The organism is Ruegeria sp. ANG10, from assembly GCF_040705255.1.
In the GTDB taxonomy this organism is placed as follows: Bacteria; Pseudomonadota; Alphaproteobacteria; order Rhodobacterales; family Rhodobacteraceae; genus Ruegeria.
The window spans coordinates 50,315-73,126 of the sequence record NZ_JBFCVU010000014.1; the positions used below are offsets into that span (position 1 = coordinate 50,315).

Genomic DNA, 22,812 nt, shown 5'->3' on the forward strand with positions numbered 1-22,812 from the left:
CCCGCGAAAACCGATGCGATTAGGCATCATTTTTCGAAACGCCTGCCATACGGCAACGGCGAAATATCGGGAGGAGCCCAAATGAATACTGCAGGCGTAATAGGTCTTGGGGACATGGGCAGCGGCCTTGCCAAGAACCTGATCAAGAATGGCTTCGAAACATCCGGTTTCGACCTGAGCGAGACGCGCATGACGGCTTTTGCTGACATGGGCGGCCGGCCCAAGGACAGCGTGGGACAGGTCGGCCGTCGCGCCTCCAGTGTGTTTGTCATGGTGATGAACGGAGATCAGGCCCGCGATGTCATTCTGGGTGAAAACGGGCTGGTTGCGAACATGGCCAAAGGCGGAACGGTCATCCTGTCGGCGACCATTACCCCGGCCGAAGCCCGCGCCATCGGGCACGATATGGAAGGCTCGGGCATTAACTTAATCGACACGCCGGTCTCAGGTGGGTTTCCCGGCGCGCAGAACGGCACATTGACGATGATGGCTGCCGGTGCTGCGGATGTGCTGGACCGAAATGCAGAAGTCATGAAGGCAGTGTCGGCAACAATTCATCGGGTCGGCGAAAACGCTGGCGACGGGCAAACCGTGAAAGCCTGCCTGCAATCCCTGATCGGATCGATCTTTTCCGCCACATTCGAGGCTGCGGCCCTGGCGGCCAAAGCCGGTGTCAGCGGTCAGGCATTACTTGATGTGTTCTCCTCATCCAGCGCGGGGTGCGGCGTCGTGAATTCCGCCCTTGAAAACATCATTGATCGCAAGTTCGAGGCCACCGGCAGCCATATCGCAACCATGCACAAGGACCTGACGATCTCGCTGGCACTGGCCGGTGCGTTGGGCGTTCCAATGCACACAGCATCATCCGCTATGCAGATCTTTCACGCAGGAAAAACCAAATACCCGAATGGTGACAACTGGGTGTGTACTCGCGTCATCGAAGAAATCGTTGACGCAGAATTGCATCGCTGAGGGGACCGGACATGAAATTAGGTGTAATTTGCGACGGCATTTCCCGCGATCTGCGGCATGCCGTGGACGTGATGGACGAGTTCGGCCTGGACTATGCAGAGCTTCAATTCGTTGGCGATGCGGAGGTCGGGGATCATTCCCCGCAGGAAGTTGCCGAGATCAACGCGCTCTTGCGCGACCGAGGCAAGCCTGTGTCATGTCTGTCGCGCCATATCTTTGCGGGGATGACAGCTGCCAACAGGCCCGGCGACGACCTGCACACTCGGCACATGGACGCCTTGAAACGCGTAATCGACATGGCGCATGTTGTTGGGTCTCCGCTGGTTCGGATCATGACGCAACGAAAAGAGCAGATACTGTGGGGAAAAAACGGCGCCGAGAAGTGGAACGTGGCGCATGGGGTATGGGACACGATGCCGCCGCTGATCGCGCCGGCCGTTGAACTGGCAAGAGCTGAGGGCGTGACGCTTGTCGTGGAAACCGGAAACGGCACCTTGGTCAACTCCAACTATACAGCCCGCAAGCTGATTGACGATTTGGACGCAATAGACACTTTGAAAGTGCTGTGGGACCCCGGAAACAACTGCTGGTGCCATGAACTGGCATATCCGGACGGTTATGAAGAACTGCGCGGCGGATATCTGGGTCACATTCATATCAAGGACGTAAAGGTCGACACGCCGCGGGCAACACTGGAAGTGCGCCGCATGGGGGAAGGTCAACTTGCGCCATTGTTCCAACCCATCGCGGACGCGCTCAGATCCGACGGCTATGATGGCGTCATTTCTTTCGAAAGCGTTTATCACCCCGGCAACGGGAACTTCGAAGATGGTTTTCGTCTGTGTGTGGACCAGTTTAAAAGCCTGTTTGCATGAAAATGCAGTCAATATGCGTTCAAAATCAAAAGTTTTACCCCCATTGCTGAATGCCAAGTGGGATGTAGAAAGCTGGGCGCGTTCGCGTGAAATCAAGGAAAGGGCCTGCTGGATGAAACAACAGTTTTTTGACCTGTCCATTGAAACGCCGGGCAAATCCCTCATCGACATCAGCGGGATCGTTCAGCGTGCGGTGTCCGAACACGAATTTGTCTCGGGCCTGTTGACCCTTTGGTGCGTCCACACCGGTGCCGCGCTGTTGGTGCAGGCCAATGCCGATCCCGAAGTGCTCAAGGATATCGAGACGTTCTTCGAGAAACTCGTACCCAAGTCACTAGGCAAGTATCACCACCGCCCGACCGAGGACGACAACGCTCCATCGCATCTGCGGGCGCTGTTGACGCAAACTCAGGTATCGATCCCAGTCGAACAAGGGCAGCTTCCGCTGGGTCGCGTACAAAGCCTGTACCTGTTCGAACATCGGGAAGCACCCAAGGCACGCCGATTGAAGGTGCACTACATCGGGACGTGATGCCTTGGATCACATGGAGCGTTGGCAGTGCTAACGCCCCATCCAGCCCCCGTCGACTACAAGGATTTCACCGTTGACGAAGTCCGAGGCAGCAGAGGCCAGAAAGACCACCGGTCCGGCAAAATCAACAGGCGTACCCCAACGGCCTTGGGGTGTTCGTTCCAGGATCGACTTCGACCGGACCGGATCATCCCACAGGGCTTGGGTGTTGTCGGTCGCGATGTAGCCAGGCGCGATCGCATTCACGTTTACGCCCTGCCCGGCCCATTCGTTAGCCAAGGCTTTGGTCAGCTGTCCAATCCCGCCTTTCGAGGCCGCATAGCCCGGAACGGTGATGCCGCCCTGAAATGTCAGCAGCGATGCAGTGAAGATGATCTTCCCCGAGCCGCGCGCCAGCATGTCCTTGCCGATCTCGCGTGACAGAACGAACTGCGAGGACAGGTTCACCTCCATCACTTCGTCCCACCAGTCGTCCGGGTGTTCGGCGGCGGGTTTGCGTTTGATCGTGCCGGCATTGTTGACAAGTATATCAGGGATTTGTCCGTCGGCCCTCAACTGATCAATGAACCCATGCAGCGCGGCGCGATCCGAGAAGTCGCATTGGTAGGCCCGGAAATTGCGTCCCATCGCCGTCACGGCTTTTTCGACATCCGAGCCAGACAGCTCGAGCGAGGCGGACACTCCGATGATATTGGCTCCGGCCGATGCCAATGCTTCGGCCATACCGCGCCCGATACCGCGTTTGCACCCGGTCACAAGGGCCGTCTTTCCCGTCAGGTCGAAACTTTGCAAAACACTCATGAACGCGGTCCTACTTCGATCAGGCTTTTCATTGCGGTTGGGCTGCGATCCAGTGCTTCGAACGCGGCCTGGATGTCTGCCAGTGGGCTGACGTCCGTGATCACAACATCCGCGTCCACTCCGCCCGAGGCGACAACTGCAATGGCTTTCTCGTAATCCTCTGGCTCATAGACCCGAGCACCGATCAGTTGCAGCTCTCGCCAGAAGAACTGGAACAGGTCTATCTGAGGTTTTTGAGCATGAATCGCGACCATTACGATCCGGGCCCGAGTCGCGGCAACGGCGGTCATTGCATCGACACCAGGCTGCGTTCCTGACACCTCGAAAACCACATCTGCCCCTTTGTCGCCCGTGCGCGCATTGATTGTGGACACCAGGTCGGTTTCGGTTGGGTTGATCGTGTCAAAGCCAAGTTTTTCAGCTATCGCAAGACGGTTCGGATTCACTTCGGAAATTACGACATTTCCACCCGCGTCCCGCGCAACCATGGCAACCAGGATGCCAATCGGGCCGCCGCCGATAACGACAACGTCCTCTCCAGGTTGCAGGTCAGACAGCCGCACATCGTGGCAGGCAACGGCAACCGGCTCGATCAGCGCCGCGTGATCCATGCGCAAGTCATCCGGCAGAACGTGCAACGTGTGGGCCGGAACAGTCCAGATCTCTTGCATCGCGCCATCGGTGTCGAGGCCGAGAAACTTGAGATTCTGACAGATATGCTGATGCCCCTGCTTGCAAGCTGGGCATTCTCCGCAGTGATCAAGCGGTCGGACAACGACCTTCTGGCCGGGTTCGACCGTATCGACGCCCTCGCCCACCGCTTCGACGACACCTGACATCTCATGCCCAATCACCCGGTTCAGGCCGACGCGGGCATCCATGTTGCCGTGGTAGACGTGCATATCCGTCCCGCAAATCCCGCAATAGGCAACGCGAACGGCAACCTCGCCTGGGCCCGGAGCAGTCGCTTGGGCTTGCTCTACAGCAAAGCTCTTATCGCCCCTGTAGTATGCCGCAGAGATCGTCTGGGTCGTCATTATTGCATCTCCTTGTGTTCCGCATTCAATTTTTCCCAGTCGAACTCCACTCCGGTTCCCGGGGTATCCGGGGCTACGGCCAGACAGTCTTCCACAACCAGCGGACGGGTCGTGTACTGGTCTATCGGAAATGAGTGTACTTCCAGCCACCCTGCGTTGGGTTGCGCAGAAACAAGGCTGACGTGCAGTTCCTGCATCCCATGACTGCAAACCGGAATGCCGTGTTGTGCGCTTAGCGCGGCCACGCGCAGCCAGCCGGTGATTCCACCGCAGTTTGAGGCATCGGGCTGGATAAAACTCAGTTTCGCGTCATCAAAGGCGTATTCAAATTCGTGTATGGTGTGCAAGTTTTCACCCATGGCAAGGGGAACGCCCGTCGCTTCGACAATTCGGCCATAACCTTTGTAGTCGTCTGGAATTGTCGGTTCCTCGAACCACAGGATATCGCAGTCGGCGAACCCTCTGGCAGCGACGATGGCCTGTTCGACACTCATAGAGTAATTCGCATCGACCATGAAGAACCGGTCCGGCCCCAGCATCTCGCGCACCGCCCGGGCACGTGCAAGATCGTCGGCCAGGTCTGGTTGACCGACCTTGATCTTGACTGCGTTGAACCCACGCGCAAGGTACCCTTCGGTCTGACGCAGCAGTTTCTCCAACGAGAAATTCAGGTCGATCCCGCCGGCATAGGCCTTGCACCTTTTCGACGCTCCACCGGCCATCTGCCACAATGGCGCATTCTGCGTTCTGCCGCGAATATCCCACAGTGCAATATCCACGGCCGAGATGGCAAACGAGGCGATCCCGCCCCGTGCGACGTAGTGCACGTGCCACTGCATGGCATCGTACAGGCTTTCGATCTGTTCGGCGTCTTGTCCAACAAGGAACGGTGCCAGGTCATGCTTGATCATCGCCAGAATGGCGTGACCACCCTTGCCCCCGGTATAGGTATACCCGACCCCCTCGACCCCATCCGAGGTTTGAATGGTGACCGTGATCAATTGAAAAAACGTGTGATCCCCATGTTTGGCGTCGACCAGGACCTCTGCGAGCGGAACGTTGAACAGCCGCGCTGATACACTTTCTATGCGATTCATTAACCCAAGACCTTCTGCTGCCTGGCAATAACCCGAGACTGTAAAAGGATGACCGCAAATAGAAAGCCTCCACGTATGACCATTTGCCAATAGGCACTGAAACTGATGGTGCCCTGACCGTTTTCAAAGTTTAGAACGTTGAAAACCAGCCCCAGCAACAACGCGCCGGCGACCGTCGCAGGGATCGATCCCATCCCACCCGTCAACAAAGTGCCGCCTACAACCACGGAAGCGATAGCTGACAATTCCCATCCGATGCCTTCAAGGGGTTGCCCAGCTCCAAAACCCGAGGCCAGAAAGACTCCGGCCAGCCCCGCACAGCCACCCGACAGCAGGTAGACAAAAGCCTTGGCGCGATTGACCTTCAGGCCCATGAGGTTCGAGGCATCCTCGCTGCCACCGATCGCCAAGACGGTCCGCCCGATGGTGGTTCTTTCCAGCACCAGCCAAAGTGCCAGAGTCAGTCCGGCCACGATGACGATTGCCCATGGAAACAGGCCAAACGCCTGCCCCATGCCAAGCTTGGTGAAGTTCGACCCCCAATCGACCGAAATTGTCTGGGCGCCCGAAATCACCAATGCGCCGCCTTTTGCGGCCAGCATGGTAGCCAGCGTGGCGATGAAGGGCGGGATCCGAAGGATGATTATGCAAAAGGCGTTGATCGCCCCGAAACCAACCCCGGCAAGAACGGCCCCCGGCAACGCAACCTGAATCCCATACGGGCTGAGATAGGCCGCAACAACCGAGGTAAAGGCTGCCACTGATCCGACCGACAGATCAATCCCGCCGGTCATGATCACAAAACACATGCCCAGCGCAATCGCGATGAACATCGCGTTGTAATTCAGGAAAGACGAGAAATTGTAGGCGCTGCCAAAGTTGTCATAGCGCATCAGCCCGAACAGAATCAAAGCCAGCAGTGCGATCCAAACCGTCACCGAGGCCGAATTACGTCGAAGGTATTTTCGCAGGTCAAAAGCCGTTTCATCCAACATCGATTAAGCCCTCCGAAACTGCTGGACCCAAACGGCCAGAATAATGATGACGGCCTTGGCGATCAGTGCAACTTCGTCCTCTACCCCGTTGGCCAACAATGAATATTTGACCAACTGGATGATGACGGCACCCAGTATGGCACCAAAGATCGGCGCTCGCCCGCCTTGCAAAAGAGCCCCGCCAACAACCGCGGCCGCGATGGCATCAAGCTCCATCAGATTGCCGTTGCGCGCGGCGTCCGAGGCCGAGTTGATTGCAACCACGATCAAACCGGCTAGGCCCGCAAGCACCGCGCAGATGACATAGGCCCCGATCTTGACCCGTCGGACGGGACCACCCGACAGATAGGCCGCGCGTTCATTGCCCCCTATGGCCAGCAAGTAACGGCCCCATGTGGTTCTGGTGATCACCCAAAACAGCACACAGGCAATGGCCAGCGCCAGCCAGCCCTGGAACGGCAATCCAAGCACTTTACCAGTTCCAAGATAACTGAATGAAGGGTTTGAAAACGTCTGCAAGTTCCCGTTCGTCAAGACTTGGGCAATACCGCGACCAGAGATGAAGAGAATGAGCGTCGCAACGATGGGCTGCACGTTCAACACGGCAACCATCACGCCGTTGAATACCCCGCATAGCCCCGCAATGAACAGCGGCAGGACAATGGCCAAAGTGACGCCTAGCATCGGATTGGTAGAGCCCAGATCCGACAGAAAGATCAACGGAGCAAGCGCCCCCGCCAGCGCCATGACCGCCCCAACCGACAGATCGATCCCACCCGTGGCGATTACCAGCGTCATCCCCATGGCCACGATGGCGATCGTAGCGACCTGGCTGATATTTACGAACAGGGTTTGCAGTTGCAGGAAATTAGGTGTGAAAAACGCGTTGAACACCAGCAGGGCGACTAACGCGGCGATGCCGCCGTGAAAGCGGAAGGGCATTGATGCGACCCGTTGCGGCAACTTCATTGCGCGGTCCATGAACCAGTTCCTTCTTCATGATGCGCAAGCGCGCGCACCAGTATGTTCTCGGTGACCCCGGGGTTGGTCAGTTCCTTGACCGAGCGTCCCTCGTGCATGACCACGATGCGATCGGCGCCTTCCACCAGTTCTTCGAATTCCGAACTGATGAGAACGACGCCAAACCCCTTCTCGACATAAGACCGAATGAACGATTGGATCTCTCGCTTGGCGCCAACATCCACGCCTCGGGTCGGCTCGTCGAGTATCAGGATGTCGGGCTGCGTCGCCAGCCAACGGGCAAGCAGCACCTTCTGCTGGTTGCCGCCGGACAATTCGCGAATGGGTTGGTCCATATGCGCCGCCTTGATGCCCAGATCGTCGATAAAGGCCTGAACAATCTCGCGCTCGCGGGCAAAGTCGATTTGACCACGACTGGCCAGTTTCGGCAGCAGGGCCAGCGTCATGTTCTCGCGCACGGACATGTCTGGAATGATCCCTTCGGCCTTGCGATCTTCGGTCAGAAAGCCGACGCCGTTTACGATCGCGTCACCCGGTCCGGACGGTTGCCCGACCACGCCATGCAACTCGATTGCGCCGCTGCGTTTCCCGTCCACTCCGAACAAAGCGCGCGCCGCCTCGGTCCGGCCTGAGCCCAGCAATCCGCCCAGCCCAACGATTTCCCCGCGGTGAAGAGTGAGGTCGAAATGCGTCAGCCGCGGGCCTGTTGAAACAGAGTCCGCCCGCAAAACGATATCGCCTTTCTTGGCCTTGGCACCTGCGAAGTCCGTCAAACCGTCTGCCGCGATCTCATCCTTGTTGCGGCCCAGCATGTCCGCGATCATTTCCAGTTTGGTCGTATCCTGGACGTTACGCGTGCTGACGGTGCGCCCATCTCGCATCGTTGTGACTCGATCGCATATTTGGAACAGCTCATCGAGGAAATGCGAAACATAAAGAACAGACACACCCTGTTTCTTCAACTCGCGCACAACACCGAACAGCACCTCGACTTCGCTGGCATCCAGCGACGACGTGGGTTCGTCCATGATGACAAGTTTCGCATCCAGCGAAACAGCCCGCGCAATCGCAACCAACTGCTGGATCGCTGTCGAGAAATTTCCTAGCGGCTCGGTCACGTCGATATCTATGCCAAAGCGCGTAAGAACCTCGCGTGCGCGCCTGTTGCCCTCGCGCCAGTCGACCAGAAAGCCGAGACGTTTGGGCTCGTACCCCATGATGATGTTTTCAGTCACTGACCGCAGCGGCACCAGGTTGAGCTCTTGATAGATGGTGGCAATTCCGGATTCCTGCGCTTCGCGCGGAGTGGAAATGCGGCTTGGCACACCCGCCAGATGAACGTCGCCGGCATCCCGATCGTAAACTCCGGTCAGAACCTTGATCATCGTCGATTTGCCCGCACCGTTCTGGCCGATCAGCGCATGAACCTCGCCGGGCGCGATTTCCAGGTTGGCCTGGCTAAGTGCCGGCACGCCGGCAAAGGACTTTTCAATTCCCGACATCGAGACGAGCGCATTCATGAGATGTCTTCCTCCGATTGCTTGCAGGTGGCGCCGACCACAGGCCAGCACCACCCACCAGGGAGAATCAATAGGCTTCGTCGATGTGATCGGCCGCATTGTCCTTGGTAAAGATGCGATCTTCGACTTTCACCCATTCCGGGATCGCCTCGCCAGCCGCGTATTTATTCATGACTTCACAAGCCAGAGGGCCGAAGAAGGGTGAGCTTTCCACCGTCACCCCCATCTTGCCATCGATAATAGCCTGAAGTGCATCGCGTGTCCCGTCGATCGAAACGATGGTCACGTCCTCGCCAGGTTTGCGGCCGGCCAGTTCCAGAGCCTGGATCGCACCGATTGCCATCTCGTCATTGTGGGCGTAGACCACGTTCACATCGGGGTGCGCCTGCAGCAGGGTTTCCATCACCTGACGACCCAGGTCGCGCGCAAAGTCACCGGTCTGAGAAGCCACGATCTCAAAGCGGTCATCCGTTGCAATCGCGTCGTCGAAACCTTTTTTGCGGTCATTTGCAGGTGAAGAACCAGTCGTGCCTTCCAACTGGACGATGACGCCATTGTCGCCGTCGAAATTCTCCATCAGCCACTGTGCGGCACGGTTGCCCTGATCAATGAAATCCGACCCAAGGAACGCCACAAAATGCTCGCCCGGCTTGGCAACGGCCGGATCAACCGAGCGGTCCACCAAAAAGGTCGGGATTCCCGCGGCACGGGCCTTCATAACGGCTGGGATCAACGGCTTTTCTTCCCGCGGGGGCAGGAACAGAACGTCGATGCCTTGGGCGATCATGCTGTCCACATCCGCAACCTGCTTTGCTGCAGATCCGGCTGCATCCGTCGCGATAAGGTTCCAGCCGCAGGCCTCGGCCGTGTCATGGAACGATTTTGTCTCGGCAATGCGCCACGGATTGTTCGACTCCATCTGCGCAAAGCCGACCTTGTAGCGATCCTTCTGCTCAAGCGGTGGCAGATCCTGCGCTATCGCAGTCGTGCCCAACAGCGCACCCGCGACAACCGTCGAGATCAAAAGAGTTCTGCGTTTCATGGTTATTCCTCCTCCATTGGTGCGGTCGCCTCCGTTTTGACCGCGAGTTTTAGGTCATGCCCAATTCATGTAAGTCGTCTGTTTCCTCAGATAGCCATCGAAGCCATACGCGCCGTCTTCGCCCCCAACCCCGGACAAACCCCAACCGGTGTGAAATCCCTGTACGGCCTCACCATTGGAGCGGTTCAGGTACAATTCGCCGAACTTCAAACGGCTCGGGGCCTCCATCAATCGCCGGTGCGATGCCGTAAAGAGATAGGCGGACAGCCCGAATGACGTGTCATTCGCAAAACTTATCGCCTGATCAAAATCATCGACTCGCATGGCTGTCGCCACGGGTCCAAAGACCTCCTCCTGCATCGCGGCATTGCCGTTGTCGGAGACCTCGAGAACCGTTGGGGACATCCAGTGCCCTTCGCGGTGCGCGCCGTCCGTCAAAGGCCCGCCTTCCAGATGGACCGTGGCACCTTCGGCGATGCTGCGCTGGATGATTTCGGCGACCTTGGTCATTTCGACCTTGCTGACTTTGGGCCCCAGGTCGCAGTCCTCCATCGGATCTCCGATCGACAATGCGCGGGCTGCTGTCACGAATTTTACCAAGAACTGATCCGCAATACCGCGATGCAGATACATACGCTCGTTGCAGGTGCAAATCTGGCCGCAATTGGCAAACCGGGCGGCAATGGCGGCCGAAACAGCGGCGTCAATATCCGCATCCTCCATCACGATGAACGGAGCCTTGCCGCCAAGCTCGAGCCGGACAACCTTGATCCGGTCGGCCGCGGCGCGAAAAATCTCTTTACCGGCTCGTGTGCTGCCGGTCATTGTGATCAGTGAGGTATCGGGGTGTTCGACCAACCGCTGCCCTACCACCGGCCCCTTGCCTGTCAGAACATTCAGAACACCGGGCGGAAACCCGACCTTTTCGGCAAGCTCGGCGATCGCGAGACCGGACAGCGGCGTGATTTCGTGTCCCAACAGAACAACAGTGTTGCCCGCGACCAGCGCAGGCCCGACTTTCCTGGCGGCCAATGCCAGCGGATAGTTCCAAGCCGTCAACGCAACAACAACGCCATAAGGATGACGCCGGATCTGGATTTCCTCGGACTTGTTGTCCGATGCCACTATGTCACCCGAAATCCTCCGGGCCTCTTCAGCCGCATGGCAAAGAAAGGTAACAGCGGCATCAACTTCACTTCGGGCCTGCGTGATCGGTTTGCCCTGCTCGACCGTGATCAGAGCGGCCAGACGCCCGGCGTCAATCCGGATGGCTTCGGCCAACCGCTGAACCAGTCGCGCCCGCTCGATCGCCGGGCGCGAGGACCACGAGCCAAAAGCACGATGGGCTGCCTCGACGGCCGCATCCGCATGAGCGGCACCGCCATCTGGAACTTGCGCAACGATCTCTTCATTTGCAGGGTTCTCGACACCAACCGTGTCCGCGTCAGAGTCGGTAAAGCGGCCATCGATGAACATCGAATGCCGAACCACCTGACCCAACTCCCCCACTACAGACCGCAATTTCGCCTCCCGCGCTTACTCGGTCAGACCACATTGGCGACCCCACCATCGATCAAAACACTAATAATATTATTTCGTCAACACTAATATTAATTACCAATCACTAATATTAGTTGCGCGTCCTCCGTATAGTCGATAAAAAGGAAGCGAACAAAAAGGTTGAGCGATGAACGATCAAGCGAACAAGGCCGGGCAGCACAGGGGCGTGGGACGAGTCGCAGGCCGGCAGCGCATAACGATGCATGATATTGCACGCGTCGCCGGGTGCTCACAGACGACAGTATCGCTGGTTCTAAACAAGAACGATTCCGTCAAAATCTCCGAGGACACAAAGCAAAGAGTCCTGGACGCCGCCAACACGCTTGGATACGCCATGCCCTCTCAACTCAGGAAACCCCAGGACAGCGCGCCTCGGCCCTCGGCGTTAGACGGCACCATCGCTTTTGTCGTGGACGATCTGGCGTCGAGCCCCGAAATGGTAAACGCGTTTAATGGCGTGAAACAGGCCGTTCGGGACACGGGAAATCTTGTATTGCTGGCAGAAACCCAAAACGACCCCGAGGTCGAACCCAGAACGCTTAGGTATTTCCTCGACCAACAGGTTGCGGGCATCATTTACGCAACCGTTTTCACCCGGCGGGTGGTCGTTCCGGAAATCCTCAGGCAGACCGCAACCCCGGTTCTGCTGCTGAACTGCTTTTGCGACGACCTCTCTTTTCCTGCGGTGATCCCCGGCGAAGTCGCCGCTGGACATACGGCGACCAACGCCCTGATCAAGGCGGGGCACAAACGAATCGCCACCATCACCGGCGAGCCGTTCATGGAATGCGCCGCAGGGCGAACGACCGGGTACAGAAACGCCCTTGCTTCCGCCGACATCCCATTTGACGAGGATTTGGTCATCGAGGGCAACTGGCTGCCCAGCGCAGGTTATGCTGCCACGCGCGAATTGATGGACCTGCCCTCTCCGCCAACCGCCATTTTCTGTCAGAATGACCGAATGGCAATCGGCTGCTATGAGGCGCTCAAGGAACTTGGCCTATCCATCCCCGAGGACATCTCGGTCATCGGATTCGACGATGACGAAACCGCGCGACACCTGTCGCCACCCCTGACCTCGATGATCCTTCCAACTAGGGCGATGGGACGCTGGGTCATCGAACAGTTGTTCCACGGTCCGACGGATGGTCAGCGACACCCTCTCGTGAAGCTTGAATGCGAACTGGTGGAGCGCGACTCGATCAGCGAACCCAAACGCCGGGCCTGAAGGCGAACTCGTGACGGAAACCTTCGATCATATCGTCATCGGCGGCGGCTCTGCCGGCGCAGCCGCTGCAGCGCGACTGGTCAACCAGGGCAAGTGCAGGGTTCTGGTGCTGGAGGCCGGGCATTCGCACCGCCATCCGTTGCTGGACATGCCGCCGGGTATCTTCAAGATGATCAACGGGTCCAAGTTCATGACCTACCACCAGACCGAACCGCAGGACCACCTGGACGGTCGCGTGCATGACATTCCGCAGGCCAACGTGCTGGGTGGCGGGTCGTCTGTGAATGCCCAGGTCTATATGCGTGGCCGCCCTTCTGATTATGACGCGTGGGAAAACCTGCTCCGACAGACCAACGACAGAGTCGGCTGGGGATGGGATGATGTGCTGCCCTACTTCCGCAGGATGGAAGACAACAACAGGCTTCACAATGACCTGCATGGCAGCAACGGTCCGGTGCAGGTCTCGGATCCGGGGCATATCGACGACATGTCACGTTGGTTCGTTCAGTCGGTGCAGGCCCTTGGCGAACCATTCAACACGGACTTCAACGGCGCAACGCAGCGCGGTGTCGGGTTCTATCAGTTCACCAATCGCGCCGGTAAGCGCAGTTCGTCGGCTTATGCTTTTCTCGCCCCTCTCGAGACGAACCCGAACTTGACCATCCGGCTTGGCGCAACGGTCAGCAAAGTCATCATCGAAAACGATAAGGCCGTCGGCGTGCAGTATCGAGACAAACGCGGAGCCCACACGGTCCGGTGCGATGGTGAAGTTGTCGTTGCGGCGGGCGCTCTGGTGACGCCAAAAATCCTAATGCTATCAGGCATCGGACCTGATGCACATCTTGCCGATCACGGTATTCCCGTGATCTGCCCATTGCCTGGGGTTGGCCAGAACCTGATTGACCACCCCGAAGTTCCAATTACCGCCTTTGCCAACGGTCCCTACGGATACTTCAAACAAGGTGAGGGCTGGCGGATGCTTCGCAACGGCATCCAGTTCAAACTGTTCGGCAGCGGACCGGTGACTTCCGCCGGAGTCGAAGCCGGCGCGTTTGTCAATCCGTCGATTCCTGATGGAGAACCGACCATCCAAGCCTTTTGCGTGCCAATTGTTTATCTGGATCGCGACGCTCTGGACGAGGTGCAGGATGACTTTGGCCTGACCGTTACGACCGTCGTGGTCAAACCGAAATCACGCGGAGAGGTCCGGCTTCGCTCGGCCGATCCTCACACCATGCCAGTGGTCTCACCCAACCTTCTGAAGCATGAAGACGACATGCAAGAGATGATCCGGGGGCAGCGGTTCTTTCGCCGGGCATTCACGTCGGGCCCGCTTGCTCAAAGGGTTCGCGAAATCGTCATTCCCACAGCGGACGACGACCAGACGCTACGAGCACATTGTAAGCGATTCGTAAAAACCAACTATCACCCGGCGGGCACTGCCAAAATGGGCCGGGACGGCGACGGAATGGCCGTGCTGGACGCCAGGATGCGCGTGCGCGGAATTGAGAGCTTGCGGGTGTGCGACATGTCAGCCGTGCCCGACATCAACGCCGGCAACACAAACGCACCTGCCATGATGCTGGGCGAACGATGCGCCGACCTGATCCTCGGCATCGGATCAGCCCGCGAGATACGCAATTCCTAACCTGAGCTGCGGCGTCGCCAGTCATTGATCCGATTTCTAACGCAGAATATGGCGTCGCCCTGCCCGACCCAACGAAAATGGACTACCCTGCCTCAATGCGCAGGACGATCGTGGCCAAAAGTCAGGGCGCGGGCGGAAAACGCCTTACAGAAAGTCATCCCGCCGAGGCGTGAAGCAATCGATCAACTCTCCGGCAGCCAGGCAAACACAACCATGGCTTACACCGGACGGGATGATCAGGCTGTCACCGGGTTCCAACGCTCGCTCCTGATCTCCGATGACAAAGTTGAACCGCCCGGACCGCACAAATGTCGACTGCACATGTGGATGGTCGTGCAACGCGCCTTCGGCACCTTCTTCAAACCGGAATGAAACCATCATGAGGTCTTCATTATCCGCCAAAACCTGGCGCGTGACACCTGAGGCAGGTGATACAATCGGATAGCTCTTGGTCATAATGCGAGGTCCTCAGTCAGTTGGCGGCGTTCAATTTACTCGAAATACTCGGCATGTTTCGAGTGAACCTCCTCAATGGTATTGTCGATGCGGCCCAAATGACGGCGTATCGTCTCGGTCGCAGTCGCCTCGTCGCGGTCTGCTAGCGCTTTTGCCAGCTCAACATGATCCCGAACCAGAATGTCGGCCTCGCTCTCGCGCCCTAGGCTTAGAACGCACAGGCGATCGATCTTTCTTTTGCATTCCTGAATCGTATTGAAGGCCAGCGGGTTGCCGCTCAACTCACAAATCAGCCGATGAAAGTCGTAGTCGAGCTGATGGAACTTTTCGGCCTCGTTCCCTGAAACGACATCTTTCTGCTGCATGAGATTGCCTTCCAGTTGCTTCGAATACTCGGGCGTCCAGTTCCGACATGCAGCGCGCACCACTTCCAACTCGACCGAGAGGCGAACAAAGCGCGCATGACCGATCCGTTCCATGGAAAAACTACGTACCCGCGTGGCTTTCTGTGGTCGGATCAGCCGCTGTCGGGGCCGTACGAGGTGGCTTGGGAATCGTAAACGTGTTTTCTTCGATGCTTTTTGGGGGGATTTCAGGATCGGCGATAGCAGACATTTCCGCACTGGGGTCTATCCTGGTTCCTGTAATGAAAGAGAAAGGTTACGATGCAGATTACGGCGTAAACGTGACCGTCACGTCCTCGATTGCCGGAATAATTATTCCACCCAGCACAATATGATCATTTTCGCGATCGCAACCGGGGGTGGGATATCGATCTCGAAGCTGTTTCTTGCAGGCGTTGTTCCAGGAGTTTTGATGTGCCTTTGCCTTGCTGTGGCGGCGTATCTTGTAGCGGTGCGCAGAGGCTATGAGGCTGAGACTTTCCCAGGTTGGCAAGCGCTCGTAGTTAGCTTCTTCAGTGCTATTCCAGGGCTTCTGACGGCTGTGATTATCGTCGGCGGTGTGTTGTCCGGTATATTCACCGTTACGGAGTCCGGGGCTTTTGGCGCCATTTACGCATTCGTGGTCACCCTCATCGTCTATAGAAGCATAACGTGGGAAAACTTTTGTATTGCCGTCGCTTCGGCAGTGCGCACGACGGCGATGGTAATGATATTAATCGCATGCGCTGGTGCGTTTGCCTATATGCTGACCTTTTACAGAGTTCCCGACAGAACCGTAGATCTGCTTACTGGGTTAACAGAAAATCCGATACTCATCTTGCTGATGGTAAATGCGGTTTTGTTGTTACTTGGAATGATCATGGATATGGCAGCGCTTATTCTGATCTGCACACCCATTTTTCTACCCGTTGCCAACAGCCTCGGGATTGATCCGCTGCAATTCGGGATGATCTTGCTCGTGAATTTGGGATTAGGATTGTGTACACCACCGGTCGGATCCTGCCTGTTTGTTGGGTGCGTCGTGGGTAAATTACCAATGGAGAAAGCCGTGCGAACGATATGGCCCTTCTACTTGGCAATTCTCGTCGCCTTGATGCTGATCACTTTTGTACCCGCTATTTCACTAACACTGCCGGGCCTGGTTGGGTGAATAAAATACATTCAAATTTAAAGGCAGACACTTGAAGCTAAGCTTGTATTCGAGTTTCTCTCTTAATGAAAAAAGGAAACTGACATGTCGCAAAAACCCAAAGTGAATGCTCCCGTCGAGCACATCAGTGTTTTTGATGTCTGCGGTGGCGAAATAGAGATTGGTCGGCCCAAAGATCGATGGACGATGCTTTTTGTCTATCGCGGGCGGCACTGTCCTAGATGCAAGCGATTTCTCAACAAATTGAACGCCATGCTGGCTGATTGGAGCAGCGTCATAGATGTGGTGGTCGTTTCTGCCGACTCTAAAGAAAAGGCTTTGGCCGACAAGGAAGAGTTCGGTTGGACATTTAATTTGGGCTTTGGATTGACCGAAACGCAGATGCGATCACTTGGCCTCTACGTGTCGGCCCCTCTTTCAGAGGCTGAGACAACGACACTGTTTGCAGAGCCCGGCGCATTCGGAATTCGGCCAGATGGCAGTTTGATGTTGGTCGACATTTCGAATGGCCCTGCTGCGCGCCCGGATCTTGAAGAATTGCTAGACGGAATGAAGTTCAATATCGAAAACAACCGCCCGACTCGAGGAACAGTTTTATAACTGCAACTACCTACTGTGGTGCAGGACTGTTCCCAGAAAGCTCTCCGGACGTCACCCGATCGCATCCAACCCCTCCTGCATTTTTGAACTGTTAACCACAAGTGGTGGGCGAGGTACTGTCAACAAAATTTGAACCGGTCTTAGCTTAGGCAATAAAGTCGCCGTTTTTCGAAGAGCCCACATCACCTCTGGCTCAAAAGCCAGATACATGAGCTGCTAGTGCAATACGACAACGGGCCGCAAACGTTAGAGTTTGTCCAATTACGTTTGTCGTCTGCATAATCCGCACAGCAGACTTTGGGATAATGAAACTGAACGGCTGATCTGCGGACAATGCGGTCATCGGCACTAAGCGCAGTGAATGCCTGCTTTCCGCCCTTTCGGGCCCAATGGCCAAGGTTTCGCTGGGCGGTTCAAGGCCGACTACCGGCCTCGAATTTTGATTCTTGTTCTACCGCCGTCTGATCCGCTCGCGACGGCGCTCGCGACGTTCGATGTTTATCTGATGATCATGGCCTAGCGCCCGGTAGAAGCCCGGTCCCTTGGACCAGTTCACAAAGTGGGCAAAGCTGTCGACCTGATCGTCATTGCGACCGCGTGGAAAGGACTGCAATTCGCGTTTGAACGTCGCCAGCCAGGGCGCGTCTGCAGGCAGGTACACCTTGCCCTCTTCGACAGGACCGCACGCGGACTGGAACCGGGTTTCCTTGTCCTTGTCAGGTCTAATGCGTTCATAGCGCCGGCGGTCATCACGAAACAATTCGTCCAGAAGCGGTTTGCCAGAAGCGGCATCCTCGATCAGAACTCGATCCGGATCCCAATCGCGGACAAGCTGCAGTGCCTTGGCTTTCAGGTCTGGGTAGTCCACCTGCCCACGCCAGACGTCAAGAAGGTACCACGCGTTTTCGCGGAACCCCCAGTTTGTACAGACCGAGAAGTCGGACCTGGGATCCGCAGACGTCCCCGTATCCCAGCTTTGAACGACAAGCTGATACCAGCGGCGATCTTCGATGGTCTCGTAAGTACGGAACCACTCCCAGCGCAGGGGTGACCCGTCGGGAGCAATGGGGTTCTGCTGATATTGGCAGTTGAACACGGCCGCGCCCATTTCGCGACGCTTCGTATCCAACGTTTGCTGATCCAGGCGCGACGGGCACAGGAGATCGCCAAGTTTGCGGCGCATGACCCTTCCAAGCCCAAGGGGCACCGTCTCATGGTCTTCGGCGATGGCAGGCAGATTGAGATGCCGATAAGTCCCGCGTTCCAGCAGATACCCCGGAGGATCCATCTCGTGCAGCCGTTGTGCAACCATAACCACGCGTCCCTCGGACGGGTTGTCAAAGCGCGACAGCAAAGTCCCCTCAATGAACTCCTGTGCTTTGACCAGCTCGGCTTCGGAGCCGACATCACCCGCTTTCAGCAGATCATCGATGATGATGTAATCAGCACCATGACCAGTAACAGAACTTCCAATGGAGACAGCCTTACGGCTGCCTCCCTTTGTGGTGCGGATTTTTTTTCTGAGGTGTTGCCCTTTTTAGCCAAGACCGTTTCAGGGAACATTCCCCGGTACCAGCGCGCGGACATGATCCGTCGACAATCTTCGGAATGCTTGCGCGCCAGATCCAGCCCGTAGCTGGCAACAATGATTTTGGCGCTGGGGTTATGCCCGAGAAGATAGGCAACATACGCAACGGCCACTGTTACGGATTTCAGGCACCGCGGCGGAATGTTGATGATCAATCGTTTGTTCTCGCCGACGCGAACGTTGTCCAACTCATGGCACATGGCACGCACATGCCAGGCTGGATCAAAGCTGCGGTCAGTCCCTTGATGCAGCGTGTCAAACACACGCCACACAAAGGGAAAGAAATTATCCCGGCAAACCTCGCGAGCAACTTGCCGGACCATTTTGGGATCAGGAGCTGACATCATTGGCCTCCTCATCTTCCGGACCGCCGTCACCATCCGGGTGACTGGAAAAGAAATCCCGGAGGATGTCGTAGTCGACAGCGTCCGGCTCAAACGCACGGACGCTTTCTTGCGCGCCCAATTCACTCGTGTTGAACAGATCTGTGTCCAGCTTCAGCAGCGCCATCAACAATTTCGTGTCGCCCTTCAACGCGCCTGCCGTGAGCCGCTTGGCAACTGCCTCCGCCTTGGAAATCCGGATTTCGTGGTTGCCTTCGCGGACTGTGATCTTGGTTTCCAGTTCGCGTTTCAAGCTGGCATTCACCCCTTTGGCACCTTTCGGTCGCCCTTTCGGATTGCCGGATCGGCCTTTTTTGAACCGGGTTGCTTTGGGCGGTTTACCGAAACCAACCTCGTAGTCTTTCGTATCGTCAGACATGATCCGCCTCCTGCTTCGAGGTGGTGTCGCTGGCCGCAGAATGCGCATCGAATGTCTGGCCGGTCACCGAATGTACGGCGTTCTCACCAGTCATCTCCTGCCACCGGCGAATGGCGACATCGACGTAAGCCGGATCGAGTTCAATAAGCCGCGCCCGTCGCCCGGTTTTCTCTGCCGCCAGCAACGTCGCGCCAGAGCCGCCGAACGCGTCCAGCACGACATCGCCGCGATGGCTCACATCCATGATGGCATCTGCGACCAGGGCCGTTGGCTTCACCGTGGGATGATCCACGAGATCCGCCTCGCGCCCTGCCCCAAAGCTGTTCACACCAGTATAGTCCCAGACATTGGTCCGGTTGCGCCCGTGTTTTCCCAGCTCGACATTGTTGGTATGCGCCGCACCTGGTTTCTTGAAGATCGCAACCAGCTCGTGCTTGGAACGATAAAGGCTGCCCATCCCGCCGTTCGTCTTGTTCCAGACGCAAAGATTGATGAGATCAAAGCCGCCTGCCTTGCCGGCCGCAATCAGTTCTTCAATGTGACGCCAGTCCATGCAGATCATCGCAATGCCCCCGTCGGGCAGAATGACGAGCAAACGAGCAATCACGTCTGAGAGAAAGCTGCGGAACTCGCTGTCCGACATTTCTCCCGACGCCATGGCAAATTCGCGATGATCGCCGCCGGTGCCGCAACGGACATGCCCATTGACCGGCACATTATAAGGAGGATCGGTGAACACCATCTGCGGGGTCTCGCCTTTCAGCAAGGTGTCGTAGCTCTGGGCTTGCAAGGAATCCCCACAGAAGATGCGGTGATCTCCAAGAATCCAAAGGTCGCCCGGCTGCGTGATGACAAGTACCGCAGGGTTCGACGTCTCAACAGTTTCTGCTTCAGTCTCCGTGGCCTCGCCCGCACTATCGATGATAATGTCGATCTCCGGCGTTTCGAACCCGGTGATACCCAGATCAAAATCCAGCTCGCCATCAAGGCTGAGATCCATCAGCTCGGCAAACTCAATCTGGAGGGCCGCTTCGTTCCAGTCGGACAATTCCGCCAGCTTGTTGTCCGCGATGCGCAGGGCGCGTACTTCAGCATCTGACAAGTGATCCGCGACAACCGTAGGCACGGACGTCAACCCCAGGGCTTTAGCGGCCTCCTAGCGGCCATGGCCCGCGATGATTGTGCCCGAACCATCCAACAGGATCGGGGTGACAAAGCCAAACTTGGCCACCGACGCTTTGAGCTTGTCGATATTCTTGGCCGCGTACACGCGGTTGTTGTTGGCGTAGGGCTTGATCTGGCTGATCCGGGATGGGACGACTTTGTCCGCCATCCAGATCGGCGTGTTGGACGCCTTGGCGTCGCTGTGTGTTTTCTTGGCAGACATAGCCGCCTCCTTTCGTTTGACGCTCGTTAGCGTCGACAAGAAAGGATCGTGTTGGGAATTCGGAGAGAGCACGATAACAACTCTCCGGACCAATTGATCCGGTTCGTTGCCCCTTCGAATGCTCTCTGCGGAAACCTGTGTTTCCAATGAGTGCTGCCTGCGGGAGCAGTTTCCCGCCCTGATAGTCCGGGCGATTGGGTTGAATGTAGGTGCCATCATTACCAGACGCACCCCCCCAAACCAAAAGTAACCAATTAAGATTGTTGACGAATAATCGGAGGTACAGCAGCAGCGCCCCGCAATACACACTCCTCTTGGGATTGCCCCAGAAAGAGCTGGACTGTTGCTGCAAACCACGCATCACTGAACCCACGCCCGAGCCATTCGGGCGCTCCTCGGTACCGGGGTTCGGCATTCCGCCAGCCCCAGATCAGAGGAGACAATACATGTCCAAATCCAATCAAACCAAAATTGACAAAGTGCAACACTTGTTGCGCCGCCCGAGCGGCGCCAGCCTTGAGGCGCTCTGCAAAGCAACGGGATGGCAGCCTCATTCGGTCCGAGCGGCATTGAGTGGGTTACGGAAGAAAGGCGTCACAATTGAACGGCGGACATCCGACAAGCCACATGGTTTTTCCACATATCACCTCACAGCAAACAAGGGCGGCGAGTCATGACCAAGACGAGCGATGTCGCCGATCTCGCCGCCATGGATCGATCAGATCTGGTCACGATTTGGCGACAGCTGTTTGATCAACCCGCCCCCACTATGCTCAGCCAACCCTTCCTGCGCCGCTTCATTGCCTTTGAAATGCAGTCCCGCAATCGTCGCGGGCTGTCGCGGCAGGTCAAAGCCACATTGGACAAGGGTTCTGAGAAAAAACCCCGGCCTGCCTGCCCTGCCCTCAAACCCGGTGGGCGCTTGCTGCGCGAATGGAATGGCGTGACCCATGTGGTCGATGTCACCGAGAGCGGTTTTGTCTGGAACGGTCGGCCCTATCGCTCGCTCTCGGCCATAGCTCGGGAAATTACCGGCACGCATTGGTCGGGACCGCGTTTCTTTGGGCTCACCGGAAAGGTGGCCAAATGAGCCCGCGCCGCAAAATCCGATGCGCGATTTACACGCGCAAGTCATCTGACGAGGGGCTGGATCAGGACTTCAATTCCTTGGACGCGCAACATGAGGCCTGCGCGGCCTATGTCGCCAGTCAGAGACACGAAGGTTGGACCCTTTTGCCAGATCGCTACGACGACGGCGGGCTGTCCGGCGGCACACTCGAGCGCCCTTCCCTTCAGCGCCTTCTTGAAGAGATCGATGCCGGGCGTATTGACATGGTGGTGGTTTACAAGATCGACCGGCTGACCCGCTCGCTCGCCGACTTCTCGAAGCTGGTCGAACGGCTGGAACGGGCGAACTGTTCCTTTGTGTCCGTCACGCAGGCCTTCAATACCTCCTCATCCATGGGGCGACTGACCCTCAATGTGCTTTTGTCCTTTGCCCAGTTTGAACGGGAAGTTACCGCCGAACGTATTCGCGACAAGGTTGCCGCCTCCAAGAAAAAAGAACTTTGGATGGGTGGTAGTCTGCCTCTGGGCTATGACCGACACCCCGATCCGAAAGCAAGAACGCTGGTGGTGAATGAGGAGGAGGCCAGAACGGTCCGGCATCTCTTTGATCTTTATGACGCGCTGGGTTGTCTGCGCAAAGTAGAAGAACGGGCAACGTCAGAAGACCTGCGATCAAAACGGGTTGTTCGGGCGGATGGCAGCGTGAAAGGGGATTGTAGGCTGTCACGTGGCCAGATCTACTACCTGCTGCGCAACCCGGTTTATCTAGGCAAGATTCGCCACAAGGATAAGATCTGGGAGGGACAACATCCGTCGATCATCGACCAAGGCATCTGGGACCGGGTGCAGAAAAAAATGCGCCATGCATCGCAGCGATCCCGTGCAGACCCCACACCCGATGCGCGCCAACGTACCAATGACCCCGGCGCCTGGCTCACCGGTTTGATGCAAGACGAAACTGGTGATCGGTTGACGCCGACCCACCCCACACGCAAAGGTCGACGGTTGCGCTACTATGTCTCCAACAGATTGATCTCGGGCGGAAAGGATATCTCGGGCTGGCGACTGCCCGGCCCGGCGCTGGAACACGCAGTCATTGATGTCATCGT

24 protein-coding genes and 1 pseudogene are annotated in these 22,812 nt (G+C 57.1%); 10 read left to right on the forward strand and 15 right to left on the reverse strand.

Annotated features, from left to right (window positions below; all coding sequences use genetic code 11):
* Positions 1-81 precede the first annotated feature (81 nt).
* The 3 genes from AB1A64_RS21105 to AB1A64_RS21115 all read left to right on the forward strand — a co-directional run bounded on the left by AB1A64_RS21105 (position 82) and on the right by AB1A64_RS21115 (position 2,379).
* Positions 82-972 carry an NAD(P)-dependent oxidoreductase gene (locus AB1A64_RS21105; protein ID WP_366553950.1) on the forward strand — a complete coding sequence of 297 codons (891 nt, stop codon included), beginning with the start codon at positions 82-84 and terminating at the stop codon, positions 970-972.
* 11 nt (positions 973-983) lie between these two features.
* Positions 984-1,847, forward strand: a complete 864-nt coding sequence (locus AB1A64_RS21110; RefSeq protein ID WP_366553952.1) for a sugar phosphate isomerase/epimerase family protein — start codon at positions 984-986, stop codon at positions 1,845-1,847.
* 112 nt (positions 1,848-1,959) lie between these two features.
* Entirely contained in the window at positions 1,960-2,379 is a 420-nt protein-coding gene (locus tag AB1A64_RS21115; RefSeq protein ID WP_366553954.1) for a secondary thiamine-phosphate synthase enzyme YjbQ, read from the forward strand.
* 30 nt (positions 2,380-2,409) lie between these two features.
* Here the strand turns inward: AB1A64_RS21115 and AB1A64_RS21120 are convergent, their stop codons facing one another.
* The 8 genes from AB1A64_RS21120 to AB1A64_RS21155 form a co-directional block, all read right to left on the reverse strand.
* Positions 2,410-3,180, reverse strand: a complete 771-nt coding sequence (locus AB1A64_RS21120) for an SDR family oxidoreductase (RefSeq protein ID WP_366553956.1) — start codon at positions 3,178-3,180, stop codon at positions 2,410-2,412.
* Positions 3,177-4,217: an alcohol dehydrogenase catalytic domain-containing protein gene (locus AB1A64_RS21125; protein ID WP_366553958.1), complete on the reverse strand. Its 1,041-nt coding sequence runs from the start codon at positions 4,215-4,217 to the stop codon at positions 3,177-3,179. Before AB1A64_RS21125 ends, AB1A64_RS21120 begins: the two co-directional genes overlap by 4 nt.
* On the reverse strand, positions 4,217-5,314 hold the full coding sequence (locus AB1A64_RS21130; RefSeq protein ID WP_366553960.1) for a mandelate racemase/muconate lactonizing enzyme family protein: 1,098 nt from the start codon (positions 5,312-5,314) through the stop codon (positions 4,217-4,219). The genes AB1A64_RS21125 and AB1A64_RS21130 overlap by 1 nt, the downstream gene beginning before the upstream one ends.
* Entirely contained in the window at positions 5,314-6,309 is a 996-nt protein-coding gene (locus AB1A64_RS21135) for an ABC transporter permease (RefSeq protein ID WP_170403549.1), read from the reverse strand. Before AB1A64_RS21135 ends, AB1A64_RS21130 begins: the two co-directional genes overlap by 1 nt.
* Positions 6,310-6,312: 3 nt before the next feature.
* A complete protein-coding gene (locus tag AB1A64_RS21140; RefSeq protein WP_366553962.1) occupies positions 6,313-7,290 on the reverse strand; it encodes an ABC transporter permease in 978 nt (325 codons plus the stop codon).
* Positions 7,275-8,810 (reverse strand): sugar ABC transporter ATP-binding protein, encoded by a 1,536-nt coding sequence (locus tag AB1A64_RS21145; RefSeq protein WP_366553964.1) that lies wholly within the window; start codon positions 8,808-8,810, stop codon positions 7,275-7,277. Before AB1A64_RS21145 ends, AB1A64_RS21140 begins: the two co-directional genes overlap by 16 nt.
* 67 nt (positions 8,811-8,877) lie before the next feature.
* Positions 8,878-9,852 (reverse strand): ABC transporter substrate-binding protein, encoded by a 975-nt coding sequence (locus AB1A64_RS21150; protein WP_366553966.1) that lies wholly within the window; start codon positions 9,850-9,852, stop codon positions 8,878-8,880.
* A gap of 54 nt (positions 9,853-9,906) precedes the next feature.
* Positions 9,907-11,373 (reverse strand): aldehyde dehydrogenase family protein, encoded by a 1,467-nt coding sequence (locus AB1A64_RS21155; RefSeq protein WP_366553968.1) that lies wholly within the window; start codon positions 11,371-11,373, stop codon positions 9,907-9,909.
* A gap of 238 nt (positions 11,374-11,611) precedes the next feature.
* Between AB1A64_RS21155 and AB1A64_RS21160 the strand changes: the two genes are divergently transcribed.
* Together AB1A64_RS21160 and AB1A64_RS21165 are read left to right on the forward strand one after the other, a co-directional pair.
* A complete protein-coding gene (locus AB1A64_RS21160; protein ID WP_170396944.1) occupies positions 11,612-12,640 on the forward strand; it encodes a LacI family DNA-binding transcriptional regulator in 1,029 nt (342 codons plus the stop codon).
* Positions 12,641-12,650: 10 nt separating this feature from the next.
* On the forward strand, positions 12,651-14,288 hold the full coding sequence (locus AB1A64_RS21165) for a GMC family oxidoreductase N-terminal domain-containing protein (RefSeq protein ID WP_366553971.1): 1,638 nt from the start codon (positions 12,651-12,653) through the stop codon (positions 14,286-14,288).
* A gap of 144 nt (positions 14,289-14,432) precedes the next feature.
* Here the strand turns inward: AB1A64_RS21165 and AB1A64_RS21170 are convergent, their stop codons facing one another.
* Both AB1A64_RS21170 and AB1A64_RS21175 read right to left on the reverse strand, forming a co-directional pair.
* On the reverse strand, positions 14,433-14,744 hold the full coding sequence (locus AB1A64_RS21170) for a cupin domain-containing protein (protein WP_366553973.1): 312 nt from the start codon (positions 14,742-14,744) through the stop codon (positions 14,433-14,435).
* Between the two features lie 35 nt (positions 14,745-14,779).
* A complete protein-coding gene (locus tag AB1A64_RS21175) occupies positions 14,780-15,223 on the reverse strand; it encodes an FCD domain-containing protein (protein ID WP_366553975.1) in 444 nt (147 codons plus the stop codon).
* Positions 15,224-15,318: 95 nt separating this feature from the next.
* Between AB1A64_RS21175 and AB1A64_RS21180 the strand changes: the two are divergent.
* Both AB1A64_RS21180 and AB1A64_RS21185 read left to right on the forward strand, forming a co-directional pair.
* Positions 15,319-16,298: pseudogene (locus AB1A64_RS21180) on the forward strand (TRAP transporter large permease).
* Positions 16,299-16,382: 84 nt separating this feature from the next.
* A complete protein-coding gene (locus AB1A64_RS21185) occupies positions 16,383-16,898 on the forward strand; it encodes a redoxin domain-containing protein (RefSeq protein WP_366553977.1) in 516 nt (171 codons plus the stop codon).
* Positions 16,899-17,349: 451 nt separating this feature from the next.
* Here the strand turns inward: AB1A64_RS21185 and terL are convergent, their stop codons facing one another.
* The 5 genes from terL to AB1A64_RS21210 all read right to left on the reverse strand — a co-directional run bounded on the left by terL (position 17,350) and on the right by AB1A64_RS21210 (position 20,635).
* On the reverse strand, positions 17,350-18,252 hold the full coding sequence (terL, locus tag AB1A64_RS21190) for a phage terminase large subunit (protein ID WP_366553979.1): 903 nt from the start codon (positions 18,250-18,252) through the stop codon (positions 17,350-17,352).
* 62 nt (positions 18,253-18,314) lie between these two features.
* Positions 18,315-18,749 carry a hypothetical protein gene (locus AB1A64_RS21195; protein ID WP_366553981.1) on the reverse strand — a complete coding sequence of 145 codons (435 nt, stop codon included), beginning with the start codon at positions 18,747-18,749 and terminating at the stop codon, positions 18,315-18,317.
* A 67-nt stretch (positions 18,750-18,816) separates the two neighbouring features.
* Positions 18,817-19,248 (reverse strand): DUF5681 domain-containing protein, encoded by a 432-nt coding sequence (locus AB1A64_RS21200; RefSeq protein ID WP_366553983.1) that lies wholly within the window; start codon positions 19,246-19,248, stop codon positions 18,817-18,819.
* Positions 19,241-20,374: a DNA modification methylase gene (locus tag AB1A64_RS21205; RefSeq protein WP_366553985.1), complete on the reverse strand. Its 1,134-nt coding sequence runs from the start codon at positions 20,372-20,374 to the stop codon at positions 19,241-19,243. Before AB1A64_RS21205 ends, AB1A64_RS21200 begins: the two co-directional genes overlap by 8 nt.
* A gap of 30 nt (positions 20,375-20,404) precedes the next feature.
* Positions 20,405-20,635 (reverse strand): ParB N-terminal domain-containing protein, encoded by a 231-nt coding sequence (locus AB1A64_RS21210; RefSeq protein ID WP_366553987.1) that lies wholly within the window; start codon positions 20,633-20,635, stop codon positions 20,405-20,407.
* Positions 20,636-21,081: 446 nt separating this feature from the next.
* On the opposite strand from AB1A64_RS21210, the gene AB1A64_RS21215 reads away from it, so the two are divergent.
* The 3 genes from AB1A64_RS21215 to AB1A64_RS21225 all read left to right on the forward strand — a co-directional run.
* On the forward strand, positions 21,082-21,312 hold the full coding sequence (locus AB1A64_RS21215; protein WP_366553989.1) for a DUF3489 domain-containing protein: 231 nt from the start codon (positions 21,082-21,084) through the stop codon (positions 21,310-21,312).
* The gene (locus AB1A64_RS21220) at positions 21,309-21,725 is read left to right on the forward strand and encodes a DUF2924 domain-containing protein (protein WP_366553991.1); all 417 of its coding nucleotides are present in this window, start codon (positions 21,309-21,311) and stop codon (positions 21,723-21,725) included. Before AB1A64_RS21215 ends, AB1A64_RS21220 begins: the two co-directional genes overlap by 4 nt.
* The coding region (locus AB1A64_RS21225) for a recombinase family protein (protein WP_366553993.1) at positions 21,722-22,812 on the forward strand (1,091 nt) is incomplete at its 3' end. The genes AB1A64_RS21220 and AB1A64_RS21225, both read left to right, overlap by 4 nt.

Excerpts from the sequence above, each read along its gene's own strand:
- AB1A64_RS21215 (WP_366553989.1), top strand. The coding sequence starts at position 21,082 with ATGTCCAAATCCAATCAAACCAAAATTGACAAAGTGCAACACTTGTTG.
- AB1A64_RS21135 (WP_170403549.1), bottom strand. The coding sequence starts at position 6,309 with ATGTTGGATGAAACGGCTTTTGACCTGCGAAAATACCTTCGACGTAAT.
- AB1A64_RS21105 (WP_366553950.1), top strand. The coding sequence starts at position 82 with ATGAATACTGCAGGCGTAATAGGTCTTGGGGACATGGGCAGCGGCCTT.
- AB1A64_RS21170 (WP_366553973.1), bottom strand. The coding sequence starts at position 14,744 with ATGACCAAGAGCTATCCGATTGTATCACCTGCCTCAGGTGTCACGCGC.
- AB1A64_RS21115 (WP_366553954.1), top strand. The coding sequence starts at position 1,960 with ATGAAACAACAGTTTTTTGACCTGTCCATTGAAACGCCGGGCAAATCC.
- AB1A64_RS21160 (WP_170396944.1), top strand. The coding sequence starts at position 11,612 with ATGCATGATATTGCACGCGTCGCCGGGTGCTCACAGACGACAGTATCG.
- AB1A64_RS21150 (WP_366553966.1), bottom strand. The coding sequence starts at position 9,852 with ATGAAACGCAGAACTCTTTTGATCTCGACGGTTGTCGCGGGTGCGCTG.
- AB1A64_RS21210 (WP_366553987.1), bottom strand. The coding sequence starts at position 20,635 with ATGTCTGCCAAGAAAACACACAGCGACGCCAAGGCGTCCAACACGCCG.
- AB1A64_RS21130 (WP_366553960.1), bottom strand. The coding sequence starts at position 5,314 with ATGAATCGCATAGAAAGTGTATCAGCGCGGCTGTTCAACGTTCCGCTC.
- AB1A64_RS21110 (WP_366553952.1), top strand. The coding sequence starts at position 984 with ATGAAATTAGGTGTAATTTGCGACGGCATTTCCCGCGATCTGCGGCAT.
- AB1A64_RS21175 (WP_366553975.1), bottom strand. The coding sequence starts at position 15,223 with ATGGAACGGATCGGTCATGCGCGCTTTGTTCGCCTCTCGGTCGAGTTG.
- AB1A64_RS21220 (WP_366553991.1), top strand. The coding sequence starts at position 21,309 with ATGACCAAGACGAGCGATGTCGCCGATCTCGCCGCCATGGATCGATCA.
- AB1A64_RS21145 (WP_366553964.1), bottom strand. The coding sequence starts at position 8,810 with ATGAATGCGCTCGTCTCGATGTCGGGAATTGAAAAGTCCTTTGCCGGC.
- AB1A64_RS21200 (WP_366553983.1), bottom strand. The coding sequence starts at position 19,248 with ATGTCTGACGATACGAAAGACTACGAGGTTGGTTTCGGTAAACCGCCC.
- AB1A64_RS21140 (WP_366553962.1), bottom strand. The coding sequence starts at position 7,290 with ATGGACCGCGCAATGAAGTTGCCGCAACGGGTCGCATCAATGCCCTTC.
- AB1A64_RS21125 (WP_366553958.1), bottom strand. The coding sequence starts at position 4,217 with ATGACGACCCAGACGATCTCTGCGGCATACTACAGGGGCGATAAGAGC.
- AB1A64_RS21120 (WP_366553956.1), bottom strand. The coding sequence starts at position 3,180 with ATGAGTGTTTTGCAAAGTTTCGACCTGACGGGAAAGACGGCCCTTGTG.
- AB1A64_RS21185 (WP_366553977.1), top strand. The coding sequence starts at position 16,383 with ATGTCGCAAAAACCCAAAGTGAATGCTCCCGTCGAGCACATCAGTGTT.